Below are 16981 nucleotides of genomic sequence, written 5' to 3'. Positions count from 1 at the left end.
AATTGCGCCGGGCCGCTATGCGGCGCGCTAAAGATTTTGAGGAATAACGCTATGCAGCTGATCGCCAGGGATTCCTGCCTTGATCTGTCTTATCCGCAGGTAATGGGCATTCTGAATGTGACGCCCGATTCTTTTTCTGACGGCGGTCGCCACAATACGCTGGACGCCGCGCTGTTTCATGCTCAGGAGATGATTGCCGCCGGCGCCACGCTCATTGATGTCGGCGGGGAATCTACCCGGCCGGGCGCCGCCGGGGTCGGCACCGCTGAAGAACTGGATCGCGTGGTGCCGGTGGTGGAAGCGCTGGCGCAGCGTTTCGACAGCTGGATTTCGGTGGATACCTCCAAGCCAGAAGTGATAACGGCCAGCGCGCAAGCGGGCGCTCACTTAATTAATGACATCCGCGCGCTGAATGAGCCGGGCGCGCTGGAAGCGGCGGCGGCGACGGGGCTGCCGGTATGTTTGATGCACATGCAGGGGCTGCCGCGCACCATGCAGCAGGCGCCGCACTATGATGATTTGCTGGCGGAGGTGGGCGATTTTTTTCAGCAGCAGATCGCGCGCTGCGCGGCGAGCAATATTCCGAAAAACAAACTGATATTGGATCCAGGTTTCGGCTTCGGCAAAGATCTGTCGCATAATTACCGGCTGCTGGCCCATCTTAATGAATTGCATCGTTTTGGCCTGCCGTTGCTGGTGGGTATGTCGAGAAAATCAATGATCGGTCAATTGCTTCATGTGCCGCCGCTGCAGCGAGTCACCGGCAGCGTGGCCTGCGCGGTTATTGCCGCCATGCAGGGGGCTAAGATCATCCGGGTTCATGATGTGAAAGAAACCGTTGAGGCGATGCGCATTGTCGAAGCTACACTTTCAGCGAAGGAATAAAGAACACTATGGGAAATCGTAAATACTTTGGCACCGACGGCGTGCGCGGCAAAGTGGGAGAAAGTCCGGTCACGCCAGACTTTGTCCTGAAGCTGGGCTGGGCCGCCGGGAAAGTGCTGTCGCGCCATGGCTCGCGCAAGGTGATTATCGGCAAGGATACGCGTATTTCCGGCTATATGCTGGAATCCGCTCTGGAGGCCGGTCTGGCCGCCGCCGGATTATCCGCTTCGTTTACCGGCCCGATGCCGACGCCCGCCGTAGCCTATCTGACGCGCACCTTTCGCGCGGAGGCGGGTATCGTCATCTCCGCGTCGCACAATCCTTATGACGACAACGGGATTAAATTCTTCTCGATCGACGGCACTAAACTGCCGGATGAAGTGGAAGAGGCGATTGAAGCCGAGCTGGAAAAACCGTTGACCTGCGTCGAGTCGGCGGAGCTGGGCAAAGCAAACCGTATCGTGGATGCCGCCGGGCGCTATATTGAATTCTGTAAAGGTACTTTCCCCAGCGAGCTGAGCCTCAACCGGCTGAAGCTGGTGGTCGACTGCGCCAACGGCGCGACCTACCATATCGCGCCCAGCGTGCTGCGCGAACTGGGCGCCAACGTGATTTCCATCGGCTGTCAGCCGGACGGCATGAATATTAATGAAAAATGCGGCGCCACTGATGTCGCGCAGCTGCAGGCGCGCGTGCTGGCGGAAAAGGCCGATGCGGGTCTGGCCTTCGACGGCGACGGCGACCGCCTGATTATGGTGGATCACCTGGGCAACAAGGTCGACGGCGATCAGATCCTTTACATCATCGCGCGCGAAGGGCTGCGTCAGGGCCAGCTGCGCGGCGGCGCGGTCGGCACGCTGATGAGCAATATGGGACTGGAACTGGCGCTTAAACAGCTGGGCATCCCGTTTGCCCGCGCCAGGGTAGGCGACCGCTATGTGCTGGAAACCATGCAGGAAAAAGGCTGGCGCATTGGCGCCGAGAACTCGGGCCACGTGATTTTGCTCGATAAGACCACCACCGGCGACGGGATTATCGCTGGTTTGCAAGTGCTCACTGCGATAGTGAGAAACCATATGAGCCTGCACGATCTGTGCAGCGGGATGAAGCTGTTTCCGCAGGTTCTGGTTAATGTACGTTTCTCCGGCCAGTGCGATCCGTTGAACGATGAAACGGTGAAACAGGTGATGCACGAGGTGGAAAGCACGCTGGCGGGGCGCGGTCGCGTACTGCTGCGCAAATCGGGAACGGAGCCGTTGATTCGCGTCATGGTGGAAGGCGAGGATGAGGCTCAGGTGACGCAACTGGCGAACCGTATCGCCGACGCGGTAAAAGCGGCCGGTTGAGCCCGCGCGGCCGGCGCTGCCTGGCGGCGTCGGCCGGGCTGGTCGCTCTCTTTTATTCGCCCGGCCGCTGTTTTTTTCTGCGATCGATCGGGCTGGGCTAAATTACCCTTGCGTAGGCCCAAGCCTTTGGTTAGTATTCAGACCCGCTTGAGCAGGGATTACTCCCGCCGACATAAAAGCGGTTACACGCGGTGATGCCGCAAAAATTTTTTGTCTCCGCCTGCGCGGGGAAAACCGGTAACAGGTACAATCATGTACGAAGCTCTTTTAGTCATCTTCCTGCTGGTCTCTATCGCGCTTGTCGCGCTGATCATGCTGCAGCAAGGTAAAGGCGCTGACATGGGCGCGTCGTTTGGTGCGGGCGCGTCCGCCACGCTGTTTGGTTCCAGCGGTTCCGGCAACTTCATGACGCGGATGACGGCGGCGCTGGCGACACTGTTTTTTATTATTAGCCTGGTTCTGGGCAACATGAGTTCGCACCAGAGCAAAACTGGCGGCGAATGGGAAAACCTGAGCCAGCCAGAGAAAAGCGAGTCGGTTGCGCCGACGGCACCCGCCGCGCCTTCCAGTGATATTCCTCGCTAAGTGCGATAGTCGGGCGGGAAATGCGATGGCTCCGCCGCGATAAAGAAAAAATTGCGATGCCGAGGTGGTGGAATTGGTAGACACGCTACCTTGAGGTGGTAGTGCCCGATTGGGCTTACGGGTTCAAGTCCCGTCCTCGGTACCAATACTCAGTAATAAAAAAAGACGTCGTGGACGTCTTTTTTTATTTAGTAAAAGGCGGGAAACGCTGTCTCGCTGGCTTTTTTCTGTGTAGTCTATTCTTTCCGCCGCCTTTTGCCGGTCGCGGCGCGCCGTTGGTATTACGGTATACCTTATACATAATTCGAGTTGCAGGAAGACGGCCGGCGAGTGGATGCTGGCGAGTTTACACCGCTAAGCCGCCCGCTCCGCAAGCGCCGACAGCGTATCTGCAACCTGAAGGATAACGGGTATACCTTGCTATTTTATAGTGGGCAGCGTATTATTCGCCACGTTCATTTTCAGGCGCGGGGTGGAGCAGCCTGGTAGCTCGTCGGGCTCATAACCCGAAGGTCGTCGGTTCAAATCCGGCCCCCGCAACCAGTTTTAAACTTCCCGGTAAGTTTTTTTTTCAAACAGACTGTTCAGCAGGTTGTCTGCGTTTACCCAGTAGGTTTTTGAAAAAAATCTTGACCGAGAGGTATACCGTCGTTTTATCTGGCGGTTAATAGGGTCCAGTTGCATAAAAGCCCCGACATTTCGGGGTTTTTTGTTATTAGACAACAGAATCACTGGGCTATTAGGCCCTTTTTTTATGTCTTGGGGGTGGGCTTGTCCACATTAGAGCAAAAATTAACAGCGATGATTTCAGAGCCGGTCGCCGCACTGGGTTTTGAACTGGTTGGCATTGAGTTTGTCCGGGCTCGTCAGTCAACGCTGCGTATCTATATTGATAGTGAAAAGGGCATCACTGTTGATGATTGCGCTGATGTTAGCTACCAGGTCAGCGCAGTGCTGGACGTAGAAGATCCGATCACGGTTGCCTATAACCTGGAAGTGTCTTCTCCTGGCCTCGAACGCCCGTTGTTTACCGCCGAACACTATGCGCGTTTTCTGGGTGAAGAGGTCACTCTGGTGCTGAGCATGGCCGTGCAGAATCGCCGCAAATGGTCAGGGGTAATCAAGGCCGTTGAAGGCGAAATGATTACCGTAACAGTGGAAGGCAAAGATGAAGTATTCGCGCTGAGCAACATCCAGAAAGCGAATCTTGTACCCCACTTTTAAAGTTTGGATGAGGCAACTAGGATGAATAAAGAGATTCTGGCTGTTGTAGAAGCTGTTTCCAACGAAAAAGCCGTTCCGCGTGAAAAGATTTTCGAAGCGCTGGAGATTGCGCTTGCGACTGCAACCAAGAAAAAGTACGAACAGGAAATCGATGTGCGCGTCAGCATCGATCGTAAAACCGGCGACTTCGATACCTTCCGTCGTTGGGTGGCCGTAAATGAAGTGACTCAGCCGACGCGTGAAATCACGCTTGAAGCGGCGCAGTTTGAAGATCCGTCTATCGAGCTGGGCGGCTACATCGAAGATCAGATTGAGTCCGTCACCTTCGACCGCATCACTACGCAGACCGCGAAACAGGTTATCGTGCAGAAAGTGCGTGAAGCCGAACGCGCCATGGTGGTTGAGCAATTCCGCGAGCAGGAAGGCGAAATCGTTACCGGCGTGGTGAAGAAAGTGAATCGCGACAGCATTTCGCTGGATCTGGGCAATAATGCGGAAGCCGTGATTGGCCGCGAAGACATGCTGCCGCGCGAAAACTTCCGTCCGGGCGACCGGGTGCGCGGCGTACTGTATGCCGTTCGCCCCGAAGCGCGCGGCGCCCAACTGTTTGTCAGCCGCTCACGTCCGGAAATGCTGATCGAACTGTTCCGCATTGAAGTGCCGGAAATCGGCGAAGAAGTGATTGAAATTAAAGCCGCCGCTCGCGATCCGGGTTCCCGCGCGAAGATTGCCGTTAAGACTAACGACAAGCGCATCGACCCGGTCGGCGCCTGTGTCGGGATGCGCGGCGCGCGCGTTCAGGCCGTCTCCAGCGAGCTGGCGGGGGAACGTATTGATATCGTGCTGTGGGATGATAATCCGGCTCAGTTCGTTATTAATGCTATGGCGCCGGCCGATGTGGCTTCAATTGTGGTGGATGAAGATAACCACACCATGGACCTGGCCGTTGAGTCGGGTAATCTGGCGCAGGCCATTGGCCGTAACGGCCAGAACGTTCGTCTGGCTTCTCAATTGAGCGGCTGGGAACTGAACGTAATGACCATCGAAGATCTGCAGGCCAAACACCAGGCCGAAGCGCATGCCGCGATTGATATCTTCACGAAGTATCTGGATATTGACGAAGAGTTTGCCACCGTGCTGGTGGAGGAAGGCTTCTCCTCGCTCGAAGAACTGGCCTACGTGCCAATTAAAGAGCTGATGGAGATTGACGGTCTGGACGAAGAGACTGTCGAAGCGTTGCGCGAACGCGCGAAGGCCGCACTGACTACGCTGGCTCTGGCTCAGGAAGAGAGCCGGGGCGCCGGAAAACCCGCAGATGATTTGCTCGGCCTGCCGGGTCTGGCGCGTGAGCTGGCGTTCAGTCTGGCTGCGCACGGTGTTTGTACGCTGGAAGATCTTGCTGAGCAGGGTGTCGACGACCTGAGAGATATTGAAGGGCTGGATGATGAAAAAGCCGGTGAGCTGATTATGGCCGCCCGTAATATCTGTTGGTTTGGCGACGAAAATGAATAACGAACTGTAGCAGGAAAGGAACAGCATGACAGATGTAACCGTAAAATCGCTGGCCGCAGAGATTCAGACTTCGGTTGACCGCCTGATACAGCAGTTTGCTGACGCGGGTGTAACCAAGTCTGCGTCGGATTCTGTGACCCAGCACGAGAAAGAAACGCTACTGGCGCACCTGAACCGGGAGCGCGGTCAGGCGTCAGGAAAATTGACGTTGCAGCGTAAAACGCGTAGTACCTTGAATATTCCGGGCACCGGGGGTAAAAGTAAATCGGTGCAGATAGAAGTCCGCAAGAAACGCACTTATGTGAAACGCGATCCTCTGGAAGCTGATCAGTCAGCGGCGGAAGAGCAGGCACGGCGTGAAGCGGAAGAACAGGCGCAACGAGTCGCTGAAGAGCAGGCTAAACGCGAGGCGGAAGAAAAAGCCCGACGCGAAGCTGCAGACCAGGCGAAACGTGCTGCTGAAGAGCAAGCCAAACGTGAGGCCGCTGAACAAGCTAAGCGTGAAGTAGCGGAAAAAGAAAAAGTGACCAACCAACAAAACGAAACGATTGCCCGGCCGTTGCAGGCCGAAAAGGCCCGCCGTGAAGCCGAGGCCGCCGAGCTGAAACGCAAAGCGGAAGAAGAAGCGCAGCGCAAAGTTGAAGAAAATGCGCGTCGCGTGGCCGAAGAGGCGCGTAAGATGGCCGAAACGGGCGCCTGGAAAGATTCCGCGCCGGAAGAAGTGGAAACGGCTGATTATCATGTCACCACCTCGCAGCATGCCCGTCAGGCGGAAGATGAAAACGACCGCAAGGTTGAGGGCGATCGCCGCAGCCGCACGCGCGGCGGTAAGGCGACCAAACAGAAGAAAGGCAACCGCCTGTCTGAATCCAAAGCCGATCGCGAAGAAGCGCGCGCCGTTACCCGCGGCGGTAAGGGCAAACGTAAACCGAGCACTCTGCAGCAGAGCTTCACCAAGCCGGCGCAGGCGGTTAACCGCGACGTAGTGATCGGCGAAACCGTCACCGTGGCGGAATTGGCCAACAAAATGGCGGTTAAAGGCTCTCAGGTTATTAAAACCATGATGAAGCTGGGCGCCATGGCGACCATTAACCAGGTCATCGACCAGGAAACCGCGCAGCTGGTGGCGGAAGAAATGGGCCACAAAGTCATCCTGCGTCGTGAAAACGAGCTGGAAGAAGCGGTGATGAGCGACCGCGACACCGGTATGGCCGCGGCTGAATCGCGCGCGCCGGTCGTGACCATCATGGGCCACGTCGACCACGGTAAAACTTCTCTGCTGGACTATATTCGCTCAACCAAAGTCGCCGCCGGCGAGGCGGGCGGGATTACCCAGCATATCGGTGCTTATCACGTTGAGACCGATAACGGCATGATCACCTTCCTGGATACCCCCGGCCACGCCGCGTTTACCGCGATGCGTGCCCGCGGCGCCCAGGCGACGGATATCGTCGTGCTGGTGGTGGCCGCCGATGACGGCGTGATGCCGCAGACCATCGAAGCTATCCAGCATGCTAAAGCCGCTAAGGTGCCGGTTGTGGTTGCGGTCAACAAGATCGATAAGCCGGAAGCCGATCCTGATCGGGTGAAAACCGAGCTGTCTCAGTATGGCATCATGCCGGAAGAGTGGGGCGGCGAGTCGCAGTTTGTCCACGTTTCCGCCAAAGCCGGAACCGGTATCGATGAACTGCTCGATGCGATTCTGCTGCAGGCCGAAGTGCTGGAGCTGAAAGCGATCCGCAAAGGAATGGCGAGCGGCGTGGTCATTGAATCCTTCCTGGATAAAGGCCGCGGTCCGGTTGCCACCGTGCTGGTGCGCGAAGGTACGCTGAATAAAGGCGATATCGTGCTGTGCGGTTTCGAATACGGCCGTGTGCGTGCGATGCGTGACGAACTGGGGCGCGAAATTACCGAAGCCGGTCCGTCTATCCCGGTTGAGATTCTGGGCCTGTCCGGCGTGCCGGCCGCAGGTGACGAAGCGACCGTGGTGCGCGACGAGAAAAAAGCGCGTGAAGTGGCTCTCTATCGTCAGGGTAAATTCCGCGAAGTTAAACTGGCGCGTCAGCAGAAATCCAAACTGGAAAACATGTTTGCGAACATGACGGAAGGCGAAGTTTCCGAACTGAACATCGTGCTGAAAGCCGACGTTCAGGGCTCGAGCGAAGCTATTTCCGACGCGCTGCAGAAACTGTCCACTGATGAAGTGAAAGTGAAAATCGTGGGCATCGGCGTGGGCGGCATTACCGAAACGGACGCCACGCTGGCGGCGGCTTCCAACGCCATCATCCTTGGCTTCAACGTCCGTGCCGACGCCTCCGCGCGTCGCGTGGTGGAAACCGAAAGTCTGGATCTGCGTTATTACTCCGTTATCTACGATCTGATTGACGAAGTGAAGCAGGCGATGAGTGGTATGCTGTCGCCTGAGTATAAACAGCAGATCATCGGTCTGGCCGAAGTGCGCGATGTGTTCAAATCGCCGAAGTTCGGCGCCATCGCCGGCTGTATGGTGACCGAAGGCGTGGTGAAACGTCACAATCCTATTCGCGTGCTGCGTGAAAACATCGTGATCTATGAAGGCGAGCTGGAATCCCTGCGCCGCTTCAAAGATGATGTCAACGAAGTGCGTAACGGCATGGAATGTGGTATCGGCGTGAAGAACTATAATGATGTTCGTGCCGGCGACGTGATCGAAGTTTTTGAAACGATTGAGATCAAACGCACCATCGACTAAGACTCGCGCAGCGATAATCTACGTTATTCACCAGGGGGGCCGTTGAGCCCCCCGCTTTGTCTGGAGAATTTATCATGGCAAAAGAATTTAGCCGCACGCAACGTGTCGCGCAGGAAATGCAAAAAGAGATAGCGATTATTTTGCAGCGTGAGGTGAAAGATCCGCGCGTTGGTATGGCGACGGTGTCCGGTGTCGAAGTCTCCCGTGACTTAGCCTATGCGAAAGTCTACGTCACGTTCCTTGATGTGCTGACCGACGATCACGATCCGCAGCGTATTATCACCGGCGTGAAGGCGCTGCAGGACGCATCTGGCTTTATCCGCAGCCTGATCGGCAAAGCGATGCGCCTGCGCGTGGTGCCTGAGCTGACCTTCGCCTACGACAGTTCGCTGGTGGAAGGCATGCGTATGTCCAACCTGGTGAGCGATGTCGTGAAGAAAGATGCCGAACGTCGCTCCGCATCAGGCCATGACGAGGAATCCTGATGAGTCGTCCTCGTCGTCGCGGCCGTGACGTTCACGGCGTTCTGTTGCTGGATAAACCGCACGGTCTTTCCTCTAACGACGCGCTGCAGAAAGTAAAGCGCATCTTTAATGCCAACAAGGCCGGTCACACCGGCGCGCTGGATCCGCTGGCCACCGGCATGCTGCCGATTTGCCTCGGGGAAGCGACGAAGTTTTCCCGTTATCTGCTGGATTCGGATAAACGCTACCGCGTAGTGGCCCGCCTTGGCCAGCGTACCGATACCTCGGATGCCGAAGGCAACATTATCGCCGAGCGAGATGTCGCCTTCAGCGCGGACGAGCTGGAGCAGGCGCTGGACAGCTTCCGCGGCACCACTCAGCAGGTGCCTTCCATGTATTCCGCACTTAAACACCAGGGGCGTCCGCTGTATGAATATGCGCGCCAGGGACTGGTGGTGGAACGAGAAGCGCGCGATATTACCGTTTATGAACTACGATTTATCCGCTGGGAAGGTCTTGAGCTGGAGCTGGAGATCCACTGTTCCAAAGGAACCTATATTCGCACCATCATCGATGATTTGGGCGAAAAGCTGGGGTGCGGCGCGCACGTGAGCTTCCTGCGTCGGCTGCAGGTCGCGACTTATCCCATTGAGCGTATGGTGACGCTGGATCGTCTCAACGCATTGCTGGCGCAGGCTCAGGCCGACGAAAGCGCGCCGCGCGAGCGTCTGGATCCGCTGTTGCTGCCGATGGACAGCGCAGTGCTGGATTTCCCTGAAGTGAACCTGCTCCCGGTGGTGGCCGGTTACCTCAAACTGGGGCAGGCGGTACAGACGGCAAACGCGCCGTCTCAGGGCATGGTGCGCATTACCGAAGGCGAGGAGCATCGCTTCATCGGCGTTGGCGACATCGATGACGACGGCCGGGTCGCTCCGCGTCGTCTGGTGGTTGAGTTCCCGCAATAAGCAAAATTTTGTCGCCTTGCTATCGAATCGGGCTAAGAGTAGAATAATGCGGCTTGATTCCTGAGTGGCTGAATTAGAGATCGGCGCTCGTTTTTTTATCTATACTTAATTCTGGAGTACTTATGTCTCTAAGTGTTGAAGCTAAAGCTAAGATCGTTGCAGACTTCGGTCGTGATGCTAACGACAGTGGTTCTACCGAAGTTCAGGTTGCTTTGCTGACTGCGCAGATCAACCATCTGCAGGGTCACTTTGCCGAACACAAGAAAGACCACCATGGTCGTCGTGGTCTGCTGCGTATGGTTTCCCAGCGTCGTAAGCTGCTGGACTACCTGAAGCGTAAGGATGTAGCGCGTTACACTACCCTGATTGAACGTCTGGGTCTGCGTCGCTAATCTGGCGAGTTTCAGTAGAAAGGGGCCTGTTAAGGCCCCTTTTTTCCAGGAATCGATAGCCAGTCGGCGTCATATGTTGTTGTTTTAACAGGATCTTGCATTGCAGCGGTTCGCGCGGCTAATGAGAGGCTTTAACGGCAGGGGCCGGGTAAAGGTTGTCATTAGTCGCGAGGATGTGATGACAGGATCGGTTGTTCACAGGCGCGCGAGCTGTTGTGCCGCCGCGCCCTAAATAAAGGATATTATCTTGCTCAATCCGATCGTTCGTAAATTTCAATATGGTCAGCATACCGTCACGATTGAGACCGGTATGATGGCCCGCCAGGCCACCGCCGCTGTGATGGTGAGCATGGATGACACCGCCGTTTTCGTTACCGTTGTGGGCGCGAAGAAAGCGAAGCCGGGTCAGGACTTCTTCCCGTTAACCGTTAACTACCAGGAACGCACCTACGCTGCGGGCCGTATCCCCGGCGGCTTCTTCCGCCGTGAAGGTCGTCCGAGCGAGGGCGAAACCCTGATTTGCCGTCTGATCGACCGCCCGGTTCGTCCGCTGTTCCCGAAAGGTTTCGTCAACGAAGTGCAGGTCATCGCCACCGTGGTATCGGTTAACCCGCAGGTTAACCCGGATATCGTCGCGCTGATCGGCGCATCCGCCGCGCTGAGCCTGTCCGGCATTCCGTTCAACGGCCCGATTGGCGCCGCGCGCGTGGGCTATATCAACGATCAGTATGTACTGAACCCGACTACCGATGAGCTGAAAGAAAGCCGTCTGGATCTGGTCGTGGCCGGTACCTCCGCCGCCGTGCTGATGGTGGAGTCCGAAGCCGATCTGCTGTCCGAAGATCAAATGCTGGGAGCCGTGGTGTTTGGCCACGAGCAGCAGCAGGTGGTGATTGAAAACATTAACTCGCTGGTGGCCGAAGCCGGTAAACCGAAGTGGGAATGGCAGGCGCAGGAAGTCAACGCCCCCTTACTGCAGCGCGTTAAAGATCTGTCCGAAGCGCGCCTGGGAGATGCCTACCGCATTACGGAAAAGCAGGAACGTTACGCTCAGGTTGATGCGATTAAAGCCGACGTCGAAGCCGCGCTGCTGGCCGAAGACGAAACGCTGGACGCCGGTGAAATTCAGGACATTCTCGGCGGCATTGAGAAAAACGTCGTTCGTAGCCGCGTGCTGCGCGGTGAGCCGCGTATCGACGGTCGCGAAAAAGACATGATTCGTGGTCTGGACGTGCGCACCGGCGTTCTGCCGCGTACTCACGGCTCCGCTTTGTTCACCCGCGGTGAAACTCAGGCGCTGGTTACCGCCACGCTGGGCACCGAACGCGATGCGCAGACCATCGACGAACTGACCGGCGAACGCACCGATCGCTTCCTGTTGCACTACAACTTCCCTCCGTACTCCGTAGGCGAAACCGGTATGGTCGGCTCGCCGAAGCGTCGTGAGATCGGCCACGGCCGTCTGGCGAAACGCGGCGTGCTGGCGGTTATGCCGAAGGCGAACGAATTCCCGTACACCGTGCGCGTCGTGTCCGAAATCACCGAGTCTAACGGCTCTTCTTCCATGGCTTCCGTGTGCGGCGCTTCGCTGGCGCTGATGGATGCCGGCGTACCGATTAAGGCTGCCGTAGCCGGTATCGCCATGGGTCTGGTGAAAGAGGGCGATAACTTCGTCGTACTATCAGATATTCTGGGCGATGAAGATCACCTGGGCGATATGGACTTTAAAGTAGCCGGTAGCCGCGAAGGCGTTACCGCGCTGCAGATGGATATCAAGATTGAAGGCATCACGCGTGAAATCATGCAGGTGGCGCTGAATCAGGCCAAAGGTGCGCGACTGCACATTCTGGGCGTGATGGAACAGGCGATCAGCACGCCGCGTGGCGATATCTCCGAATTCGCGCCGCGTATTCACACCATCAAGATCAGCACCGATAAGATCAAAGACGTCATCGGTAAAGGCGGCTCGGTTATTCGCGCGCTGACTGAAGAAACCGGTACGACCATTGAGATTGAAGATGATGGTACGGTGAAAATCGCCTCGACCGACGGTGAGAAAGCGAAACACGCGATCCGCCGCATCGAAGAGATCACCGCGGAAATCGAAGTGGGACGTATCTATCAGGGTAAAGTGACCCGCATCGTCGATTTCGGCGCCTTCGTGGCGATCGGCGGGGGTAAAGAAGGTCTGGTGCATATTTCTCAAATCGCCGACAAGCGCGTTGAGAAAGTGACAGACTATCTGGCAATGGGCCAGGAAGTACCGGTTAAGGTTCTGGAAGTTGACCGCCAGGGCCGGGTCCGTTTAAGTATCAAAGAAGCGAATGCTCAGCCTTCCGATATTGCAGCCGTAGCACCGGAAGCAGAATAACTGCTAACAACAGTCCTGCAGCTCCCCGCGCGACGGGGGGCTGTTCGTATCGTATAGGTGGGACACCTTTACGTTTGAGCAGTCGGGGACAGGATGTTCATCCAATGTTTGTCTTCGGGAGTGGGAAATGAGGCCTTTCTTGCGCTGGTGTTACGTTGCGACAGCACTTATGCTGGCAGGATGCAGCAACACTGATTGGCGTAAAGACGCAGTTCTGGCAGTTCCATTACAGCCTGCATTACAACAGGAAGTGATTCTGGCGCGTATGGAGCAGATTCTTGCGAGTCGGGCTTTAACCGATGATGAACGAGCACAGCTATTATATGAGCGCGGAGTGCTGTATGATAGTCTGGGTCTGAGGGCGCTGGCGCGAAATGATTTTTCACAAGCGTTGGCTATCAGGCCTGATATTCCAGAAGTTTTTAACTATCTGGGGATATATTTAACGCAGGCAGGCAATTTTGATGCTGCCTATGAAGCGTTTGATTCTGTACTAGAGCTTGATCCAACTTACAATTACGCGCGTTTAAACCGGGGCATCGCCTTGTACTATGGCGGTCGCTATCTGTTAGCGCAGGATGATCTGCTGGCGTTTTATCGAGACGATCCAAACGATCCTTTCCGTTCGTTGTGGCTGTTCCTGGCGGAGCGAGAAATCAATCCACAGGATGCCGAAGTCGCGTTGAGAAAACGCTATGACGAAGCGAAAAGGGGACCGTGGGGATGGAATATAGTCGAATTCTACCTGGGCGATATCAGCGAAAGAACGCTGATGCAGCGTCTGCAGGAAGAAGCAACGGATAACACTTCGCTCGCTGAGCATCTCAGTGAAACTGACTTCTATTTAGGTAAGCACTACCTAAGTCTGGGGGACAAGAACACCGCTTCGGCGCTGTTCAAGCTGACGGTTGCTAACAATGTTCATAATTTTGTTGAGCACCGCTATGCATTGTTGGAACTGGCGCTATTGGGCCAGGAGCAAGACGACCTATCAGGATCGGACCAGCAATAGCTGACGAACATTTTCAGCCTGAATAACTTTTTTTCATCACCTTTGCGGGTGAGGGCTTTTTTGTTCGCTTTTTAATCCAATTTGAGCCGGTTCACACTTTTCAATGAAAATGACTGAAAATTTTCTCGACGAGTTATGTAGACTGGCCGCCATCTCTTATGAGGCACGTGTACATGACTACTGAGTTTGAAACCTCTTTTGCTGATTTGGGGCTGAGTGCTCCGATTATTAATGCCCTGACCGATCTGGGCTACGAAAAACCATCGCCGATTCAGGCGGAATGTATTCCTCACCTGCTGAACGGGCGTGATGTGCTGGGTATGGCGCAGACCGGCAGCGGTAAAACGGCTGCCTTTGCGGTACCGTTACTGAACAATTTAAAACCTGAAATTAAAGCGCCGCAGGTGCTGGTGCTGGCGCCGACCCGTGAACTGGCGGTTCAGGTTGCTGAAGCTTGTACTGATTTTGCTAAACATATGCACGGCACTAACGTTGTGGCGCTGTATGGCGGTCAACGTTATGACGTACAGCTGCGCGCTCTGCGTCAGGGCGCTCAGATCGTAGTGGGTACGCCGGGTCGTCTGTTGGATCACCTGAAGCGCGGTACGCTGGATCTGTCTAACCTGAGCGGTCTGGTTCTGGATGAAGCCGACGAAATGCTGCGTATGGGCTTTATTGATGATGTGGAAAACATCATGGCGCAGATCCCGGCTGAACATCAGACGGCGCTGTTCTCCGCCACCATGCCGGAAGCGATTCGCCGCATTACGCGCCGTTTCATGAAAGATCCGCAGGAAGTGCGTATTCAGTCCAGCGTGACTACCCGCCCGGATATCAGCCAGAGCTACTGGACGGTGTTCGGCATGCGTAAAAACGAAGCGCTGGTGCGTTTCCTGGAAGCGGAAGATTTTGACGCCGCGATTATTTTCGTACGCACCAAAAACGCTACGCTGGAAGTGGCCGAAGCGCTGGAACGCAGCGGCTACAACAGCGCCGCGCTGAACGGCGATATGAACCAGGCGCTGCGTGAACAAACGCTGGAACGTCTGAAAGACGGCCGTCTGGATATTCTGATTGCAACCGACGTGGCCGCTCGTGGTCTGGACGTTGAGCGTATCAGCCTGGTGGTGAACTACGATATTCCGATGGACTCCGAGTCTTACGTGCACCGTATTGGCCGTACCGGCCGTGCCGGTCGCGCCGGCCGCGCGCTGCTGTTCGTGGAAAACCGTGAACGCCGCCTGCTGCGCAATATCGAACGCACCATGAAGCTGACGATCCCTGAAGTCGAACTGCCGAATGCCGAACTGCTGGGGCAACGTCGTCTGGCGAAGTTCGCCGCGAAAGTTCAGCTGCAGCTGGAAAGCAGCGATCTGGATATGTATCGCGCTCTGCTGAGCAAACTGCAGCCGGAAGAAGAGCTGGATATGGAAACGCTGGCCGCCGCGCTGCTGAAAATGGCGCAGGGCGAACGTCCGCTGATTCTGCCGCCGGATGCGGCAATGGAACGTCGTCCGCGTCGTGAGTTTCGCGATCGTGACGACCGTGGCGGCGATCGTCGTCGCGACAGCCGTGACGGCGGCGATCGTCCGCAGCGTCGTGAACGTCGTGACGCCGGCGAAATGGAACTGTACCGTATCGAAGTGGGTCGCGATGACGGCGTTGAAGTCCGTCATATCGTCGGCGCTATCGCCAACGAAGGGGATATCAGCAGCCGCTATATCGGCAACATTAAGCTGTTCGCTTCCCATTCTACGATTGAACTGCCGAAAGGCATGCCGGGCGACCTGTTATCGCACTTCACCCGTACGCGTATTCTGAACAAGCCGATGAATATGCAGTTACTGGGCGAGGCTCAGCCTTATGAGCGTCGCGATGGCGAACGCCGCAGCGGCCGTCCTGCCGGTGGCGAGCGTCGTGAAGGCGGCCGTTCATTCGGCGGCGGCGAACGTCGCGAAGGCGGCAACGCTCGTCGTTCGTTCTCCGGCGATCGCCGTGAAGGCGCGCGCGGCGGCTACCGTGACGGTCAGCGTGCGCCGCGTCGCGAGGATGGTGCTGCGCCGCAGCGTCGTCGTCCGGTCGATGCCTGATAACCCGATCGATAAAACCACGACGGGCGCGGACTAAACGAAATATCCACGGATAAACGTTAAACCGCCCCCTGTTGTTATAAAACGGCTCCCGCCTGGCGGGGGCCGTTTTTTTTTGTCAGCCCTAAACCCCCGCCTCGGGAGGCGGCGATTGTTTTGCCCGCCCGGCTTAGGCCTGGCGCAGCGCCATGATCAGCTCGAACGAGCGGCGTCGGGCGGCATGATCGAAAATCTGTCCGTTGACCATGATCTCGCTGGCCTGGGTTTCACGCAGCAGGCTTTGCAGGCCGTGGCGCACTTTATTGCTGTCGCCGACGATGGATAAACGCAGGGCCTGGTCGACGCCGAACAGTTCCGCCGGCGCGGCCAGCGTTTCAATGTCCTCCACCGGCGCCGGCAGCGGGCCAGGCCGACCGCGCCGCAGGTTAATGAACTGCTGTTGCTGCGAGGTGAACAGGTAGCGCGCGTCTCTGTCGCTGTCCGCGGCGATGACATTGACGCACACCATGGCGTAGGGCGCCGCCAGCGCCTCGGACGGTTTAAAGTTTTGCCGGTACAGACTGAGCGCCTGCAGCAGCATGTCGGGCGCGAAATGCGACGCGAAGGCGAACGGCAGGCCCAGCGCGGCGGCCAACTGCGCGCTGTACAGGCTGGAGCCGAGCAGCCAGAGAGGAACCTGCAGACCCTGACCGGGCACCGCCTGAACCGCCTGATTGGCTTCGGCCGGCGCGAAATAGCGCTGTAGCTCTTCCACGTCGCGCGGGAAACCGTCCGCGTCGCCGTTAAGGTGGCGACGCAGCGCCTGCATGGTGCGCGGGTCGGTGCCGGGCGCGCGGCCCAGTCCCAGATCGATGCGGCCCGGATAGAGCGATTCCAGCGTGCCAAACTGCTCGGCGATCACCAGCGGCGCATGGTTGGGCAACATAACGCCGCCGGCGCCGAGGCGGATACGGTCAGTGCCGGCGGCCAGATAGCCGATCAGAACCGAGGTAGCGGCGCTGGCGATACCGGTCATATTGTGGTGTTCAGCCAGCCAGTAGCGGTGGTAGCCATGCTGTTCCGCGAGCTGCGCCAAATCCAGCGAGTGATGGAACGCATCCCGCGCCGTCCGTCCGTCCGGGATCGGCGCCAGGTCGAGAATGGAAAAGGGAGTAGACTGAAGGTCGGCAGACATAGACGGTGCTCACTGTATGAGTTGCGGATACTCTGAGTATTGCGCCGTTTGACGAAATTTTATAGTTCCGGGCTGAATGACCGCTTTCCTGCCGCTGGAGATGGCGCGATGTTGTTTTATGCTTAAACATGGCGCAGCTATCGCGCTACAATGTAGCGCAATTGTTTTTATTGTTGTTGGGTTGTTTATTTCCACAGCGGTGAGGCGCGTCGCGCAGCGTAACGAAGCGA

General features: G+C 56.8%; 14 protein-coding genes and 2 tRNA genes. 15 read left to right on the top strand and 1 reads right to left on the bottom strand.

Annotated features, from left to right (window positions below; genetic code table 11):
* Positions 1 to 51 precede the first annotated feature (51 nt).
* The 15 genes from folP (at position 52) to FJU30_RS01720 (ending at position 15577) form a co-directional block, all read left to right on the top strand.
* Complete coding sequence (gene folP, locus FJU30_RS01790; RefSeq protein ID WP_150433719.1) at positions 52 to 885, top strand: dihydropteroate synthase; 834 nt, start codon at positions 52 to 54, stop codon at positions 883 to 885.
* Positions 886 to 893: 8 nt separating this feature from the next.
* Positions 894 to 2231 (top strand): phosphoglucosamine mutase, encoded by a 1338-nt coding sequence (gene glmM / locus FJU30_RS01785; protein WP_150433718.1) that lies wholly within the window; start codon positions 894 to 896, stop codon positions 2229 to 2231.
* A 252-nt stretch (positions 2232 to 2483) separates the two neighbouring features.
* Positions 2484 to 2816 (top strand): preprotein translocase subunit SecG, encoded by a 333-nt coding sequence (gene secG / locus FJU30_RS01780; RefSeq protein ID WP_150433717.1) that lies wholly within the window; start codon positions 2484 to 2486, stop codon positions 2814 to 2816.
* 58 nt (positions 2817 to 2874) lie between these two features.
* A tRNA-Leu gene (locus tag FJU30_RS01775) sits at positions 2875 to 2961 on the top strand.
* Between the two features lie 321 nt (positions 2962 to 3282).
* Positions 3283 to 3359 (top strand) — tRNA-Met (locus FJU30_RS01770).
* Between the two features lie 228 nt (positions 3360 to 3587).
* On the top strand, positions 3588 to 4040 hold the full coding sequence (gene rimP, locus FJU30_RS01765) for a ribosome maturation factor RimP (protein WP_150433716.1): 453 nt from the start codon (positions 3588 to 3590) through the stop codon (positions 4038 to 4040).
* 21 nt (positions 4041 to 4061) lie between these two features.
* A complete protein-coding gene (gene nusA / locus FJU30_RS01760) occupies positions 4062 to 5552 on the top strand; it encodes a transcription termination factor NusA (RefSeq protein ID WP_150433715.1) in 1491 nt (496 codons plus the stop codon).
* Between the two features lie 25 nt (positions 5553 to 5577).
* A complete protein-coding gene (gene infB, locus FJU30_RS01755) occupies positions 5578 to 8283 on the top strand; it encodes a translation initiation factor IF-2 (RefSeq protein WP_150433714.1) in 2706 nt (901 codons plus the stop codon).
* A gap of 74 nt (positions 8284 to 8357) precedes the next feature.
* The gene (gene rbfA, locus FJU30_RS01750; RefSeq protein WP_150433713.1) at positions 8358 to 8768 is read left to right on the top strand and encodes a 30S ribosome-binding factor RbfA; all 411 of its coding nucleotides are present in this window, start codon (positions 8358 to 8360) and stop codon (positions 8766 to 8768) included.
* Positions 8768 to 9712, top strand: coding sequence for a tRNA pseudouridine(55) synthase TruB (gene truB / locus FJU30_RS01745; RefSeq protein ID WP_150433712.1), 945 nt, complete (start codon positions 8768 to 8770; stop codon positions 9710 to 9712). Before rbfA ends, truB begins: the two co-directional genes overlap by 1 nt.
* Before the next feature lie 122 nt (positions 9713 to 9834).
* Positions 9835 to 10104, top strand: a complete 270-nt coding sequence (gene rpsO, locus FJU30_RS01740; RefSeq protein WP_150433711.1) for a 30S ribosomal protein S15 — start codon at positions 9835 to 9837, stop codon at positions 10102 to 10104.
* Between the two features lie 247 nt (positions 10105 to 10351).
* On the top strand, positions 10352 to 12475 hold the full coding sequence (gene pnp, locus FJU30_RS01735; RefSeq protein ID WP_150433710.1) for a polyribonucleotide nucleotidyltransferase: 2124 nt from the start codon (positions 10352 to 10354) through the stop codon (positions 12473 to 12475).
* Between the two features lie 127 nt (positions 12476 to 12602).
* A complete protein-coding gene (gene nlpI / locus FJU30_RS01730; protein WP_150433709.1) occupies positions 12603 to 13487 on the top strand; it encodes a lipoprotein NlpI in 885 nt (294 codons plus the stop codon).
* A gap of 103 nt (positions 13488 to 13590) precedes the next feature.
* Positions 13591 to 13671: a protein YrbN gene (gene yrbN / locus FJU30_RS27560; protein ID WP_150433851.1), complete on the top strand. Its 81-nt coding sequence runs from the start codon at positions 13591 to 13593 to the stop codon at positions 13669 to 13671.
* Positions 13661 to 15577, top strand: a complete 1917-nt coding sequence (locus tag FJU30_RS01720) for a DEAD/DEAH family ATP-dependent RNA helicase (RefSeq protein WP_150433708.1) — start codon at positions 13661 to 13663, stop codon at positions 15575 to 15577. Before yrbN ends, FJU30_RS01720 begins: the two co-directional genes overlap by 11 nt.
* A 169-nt stretch (positions 15578 to 15746) precedes the next feature.
* Here the strand turns inward: FJU30_RS01720 and FJU30_RS01715 are convergent, their stop codons facing one another.
* Positions 15747 to 16751, bottom strand: a complete 1005-nt coding sequence (locus FJU30_RS01715; RefSeq protein WP_150433707.1) for a luciferase-like monooxygenase — start codon at positions 16749 to 16751, stop codon at positions 15747 to 15749.
* Positions 16752 to 16981 lie beyond the last annotated feature (230 nt).

This window comes from Affinibrenneria salicis, assembly GCF_008710095.1.
Note: the sequence above shows the minus strand (reverse complement) of the source record. Positions and strands in the feature narration are given on the sequence as shown.

Excerpts from the sequence above, each read along its gene's own strand:
- FJU30_RS01720 (WP_150433708.1), top strand. The coding sequence starts at position 13,661 with ATGACTACTGAGTTTGAAACCTCTTTTGCTGATTTGGGGCTGAGTGCT.
- secG (WP_150433717.1), top strand. The coding sequence starts at position 2,484 with ATGTACGAAGCTCTTTTAGTCATCTTCCTGCTGGTCTCTATCGCGCTT.
- truB (WP_150433712.1), top strand. The coding sequence starts at position 8,768 with ATGAGTCGTCCTCGTCGTCGCGGCCGTGACGTTCACGGCGTTCTGTTG.
- FJU30_RS01715 (WP_150433707.1), bottom strand. The coding sequence starts at position 16,751 with ATGTCTGCCGACCTTCAGTCTACTCCCTTTTCCATTCTCGACCTGGCG.
- infB (WP_150433714.1), top strand. The coding sequence starts at position 5,578 with ATGACAGATGTAACCGTAAAATCGCTGGCCGCAGAGATTCAGACTTCG.
- glmM (WP_150433718.1), top strand. The coding sequence starts at position 894 with ATGGGAAATCGTAAATACTTTGGCACCGACGGCGTGCGCGGCAAAGTG.
- nlpI (WP_150433709.1), top strand. The coding sequence starts at position 12,603 with ATGAGGCCTTTCTTGCGCTGGTGTTACGTTGCGACAGCACTTATGCTG.
- folP (WP_150433719.1), top strand. The coding sequence starts at position 52 with ATGCAGCTGATCGCCAGGGATTCCTGCCTTGATCTGTCTTATCCGCAG.
- rbfA (WP_150433713.1), top strand. The coding sequence starts at position 8,358 with ATGGCAAAAGAATTTAGCCGCACGCAACGTGTCGCGCAGGAAATGCAA.
- nusA (WP_150433715.1), top strand. The coding sequence starts at position 4,062 with ATGAATAAAGAGATTCTGGCTGTTGTAGAAGCTGTTTCCAACGAAAAA.
- yrbN (WP_150433851.1), top strand. The coding sequence starts at position 13,591 with ATGAAAATGACTGAAAATTTTCTCGACGAGTTATGTAGACTGGCCGCC.
- rpsO (WP_150433711.1), top strand. The coding sequence starts at position 9,835 with ATGTCTCTAAGTGTTGAAGCTAAAGCTAAGATCGTTGCAGACTTCGGT.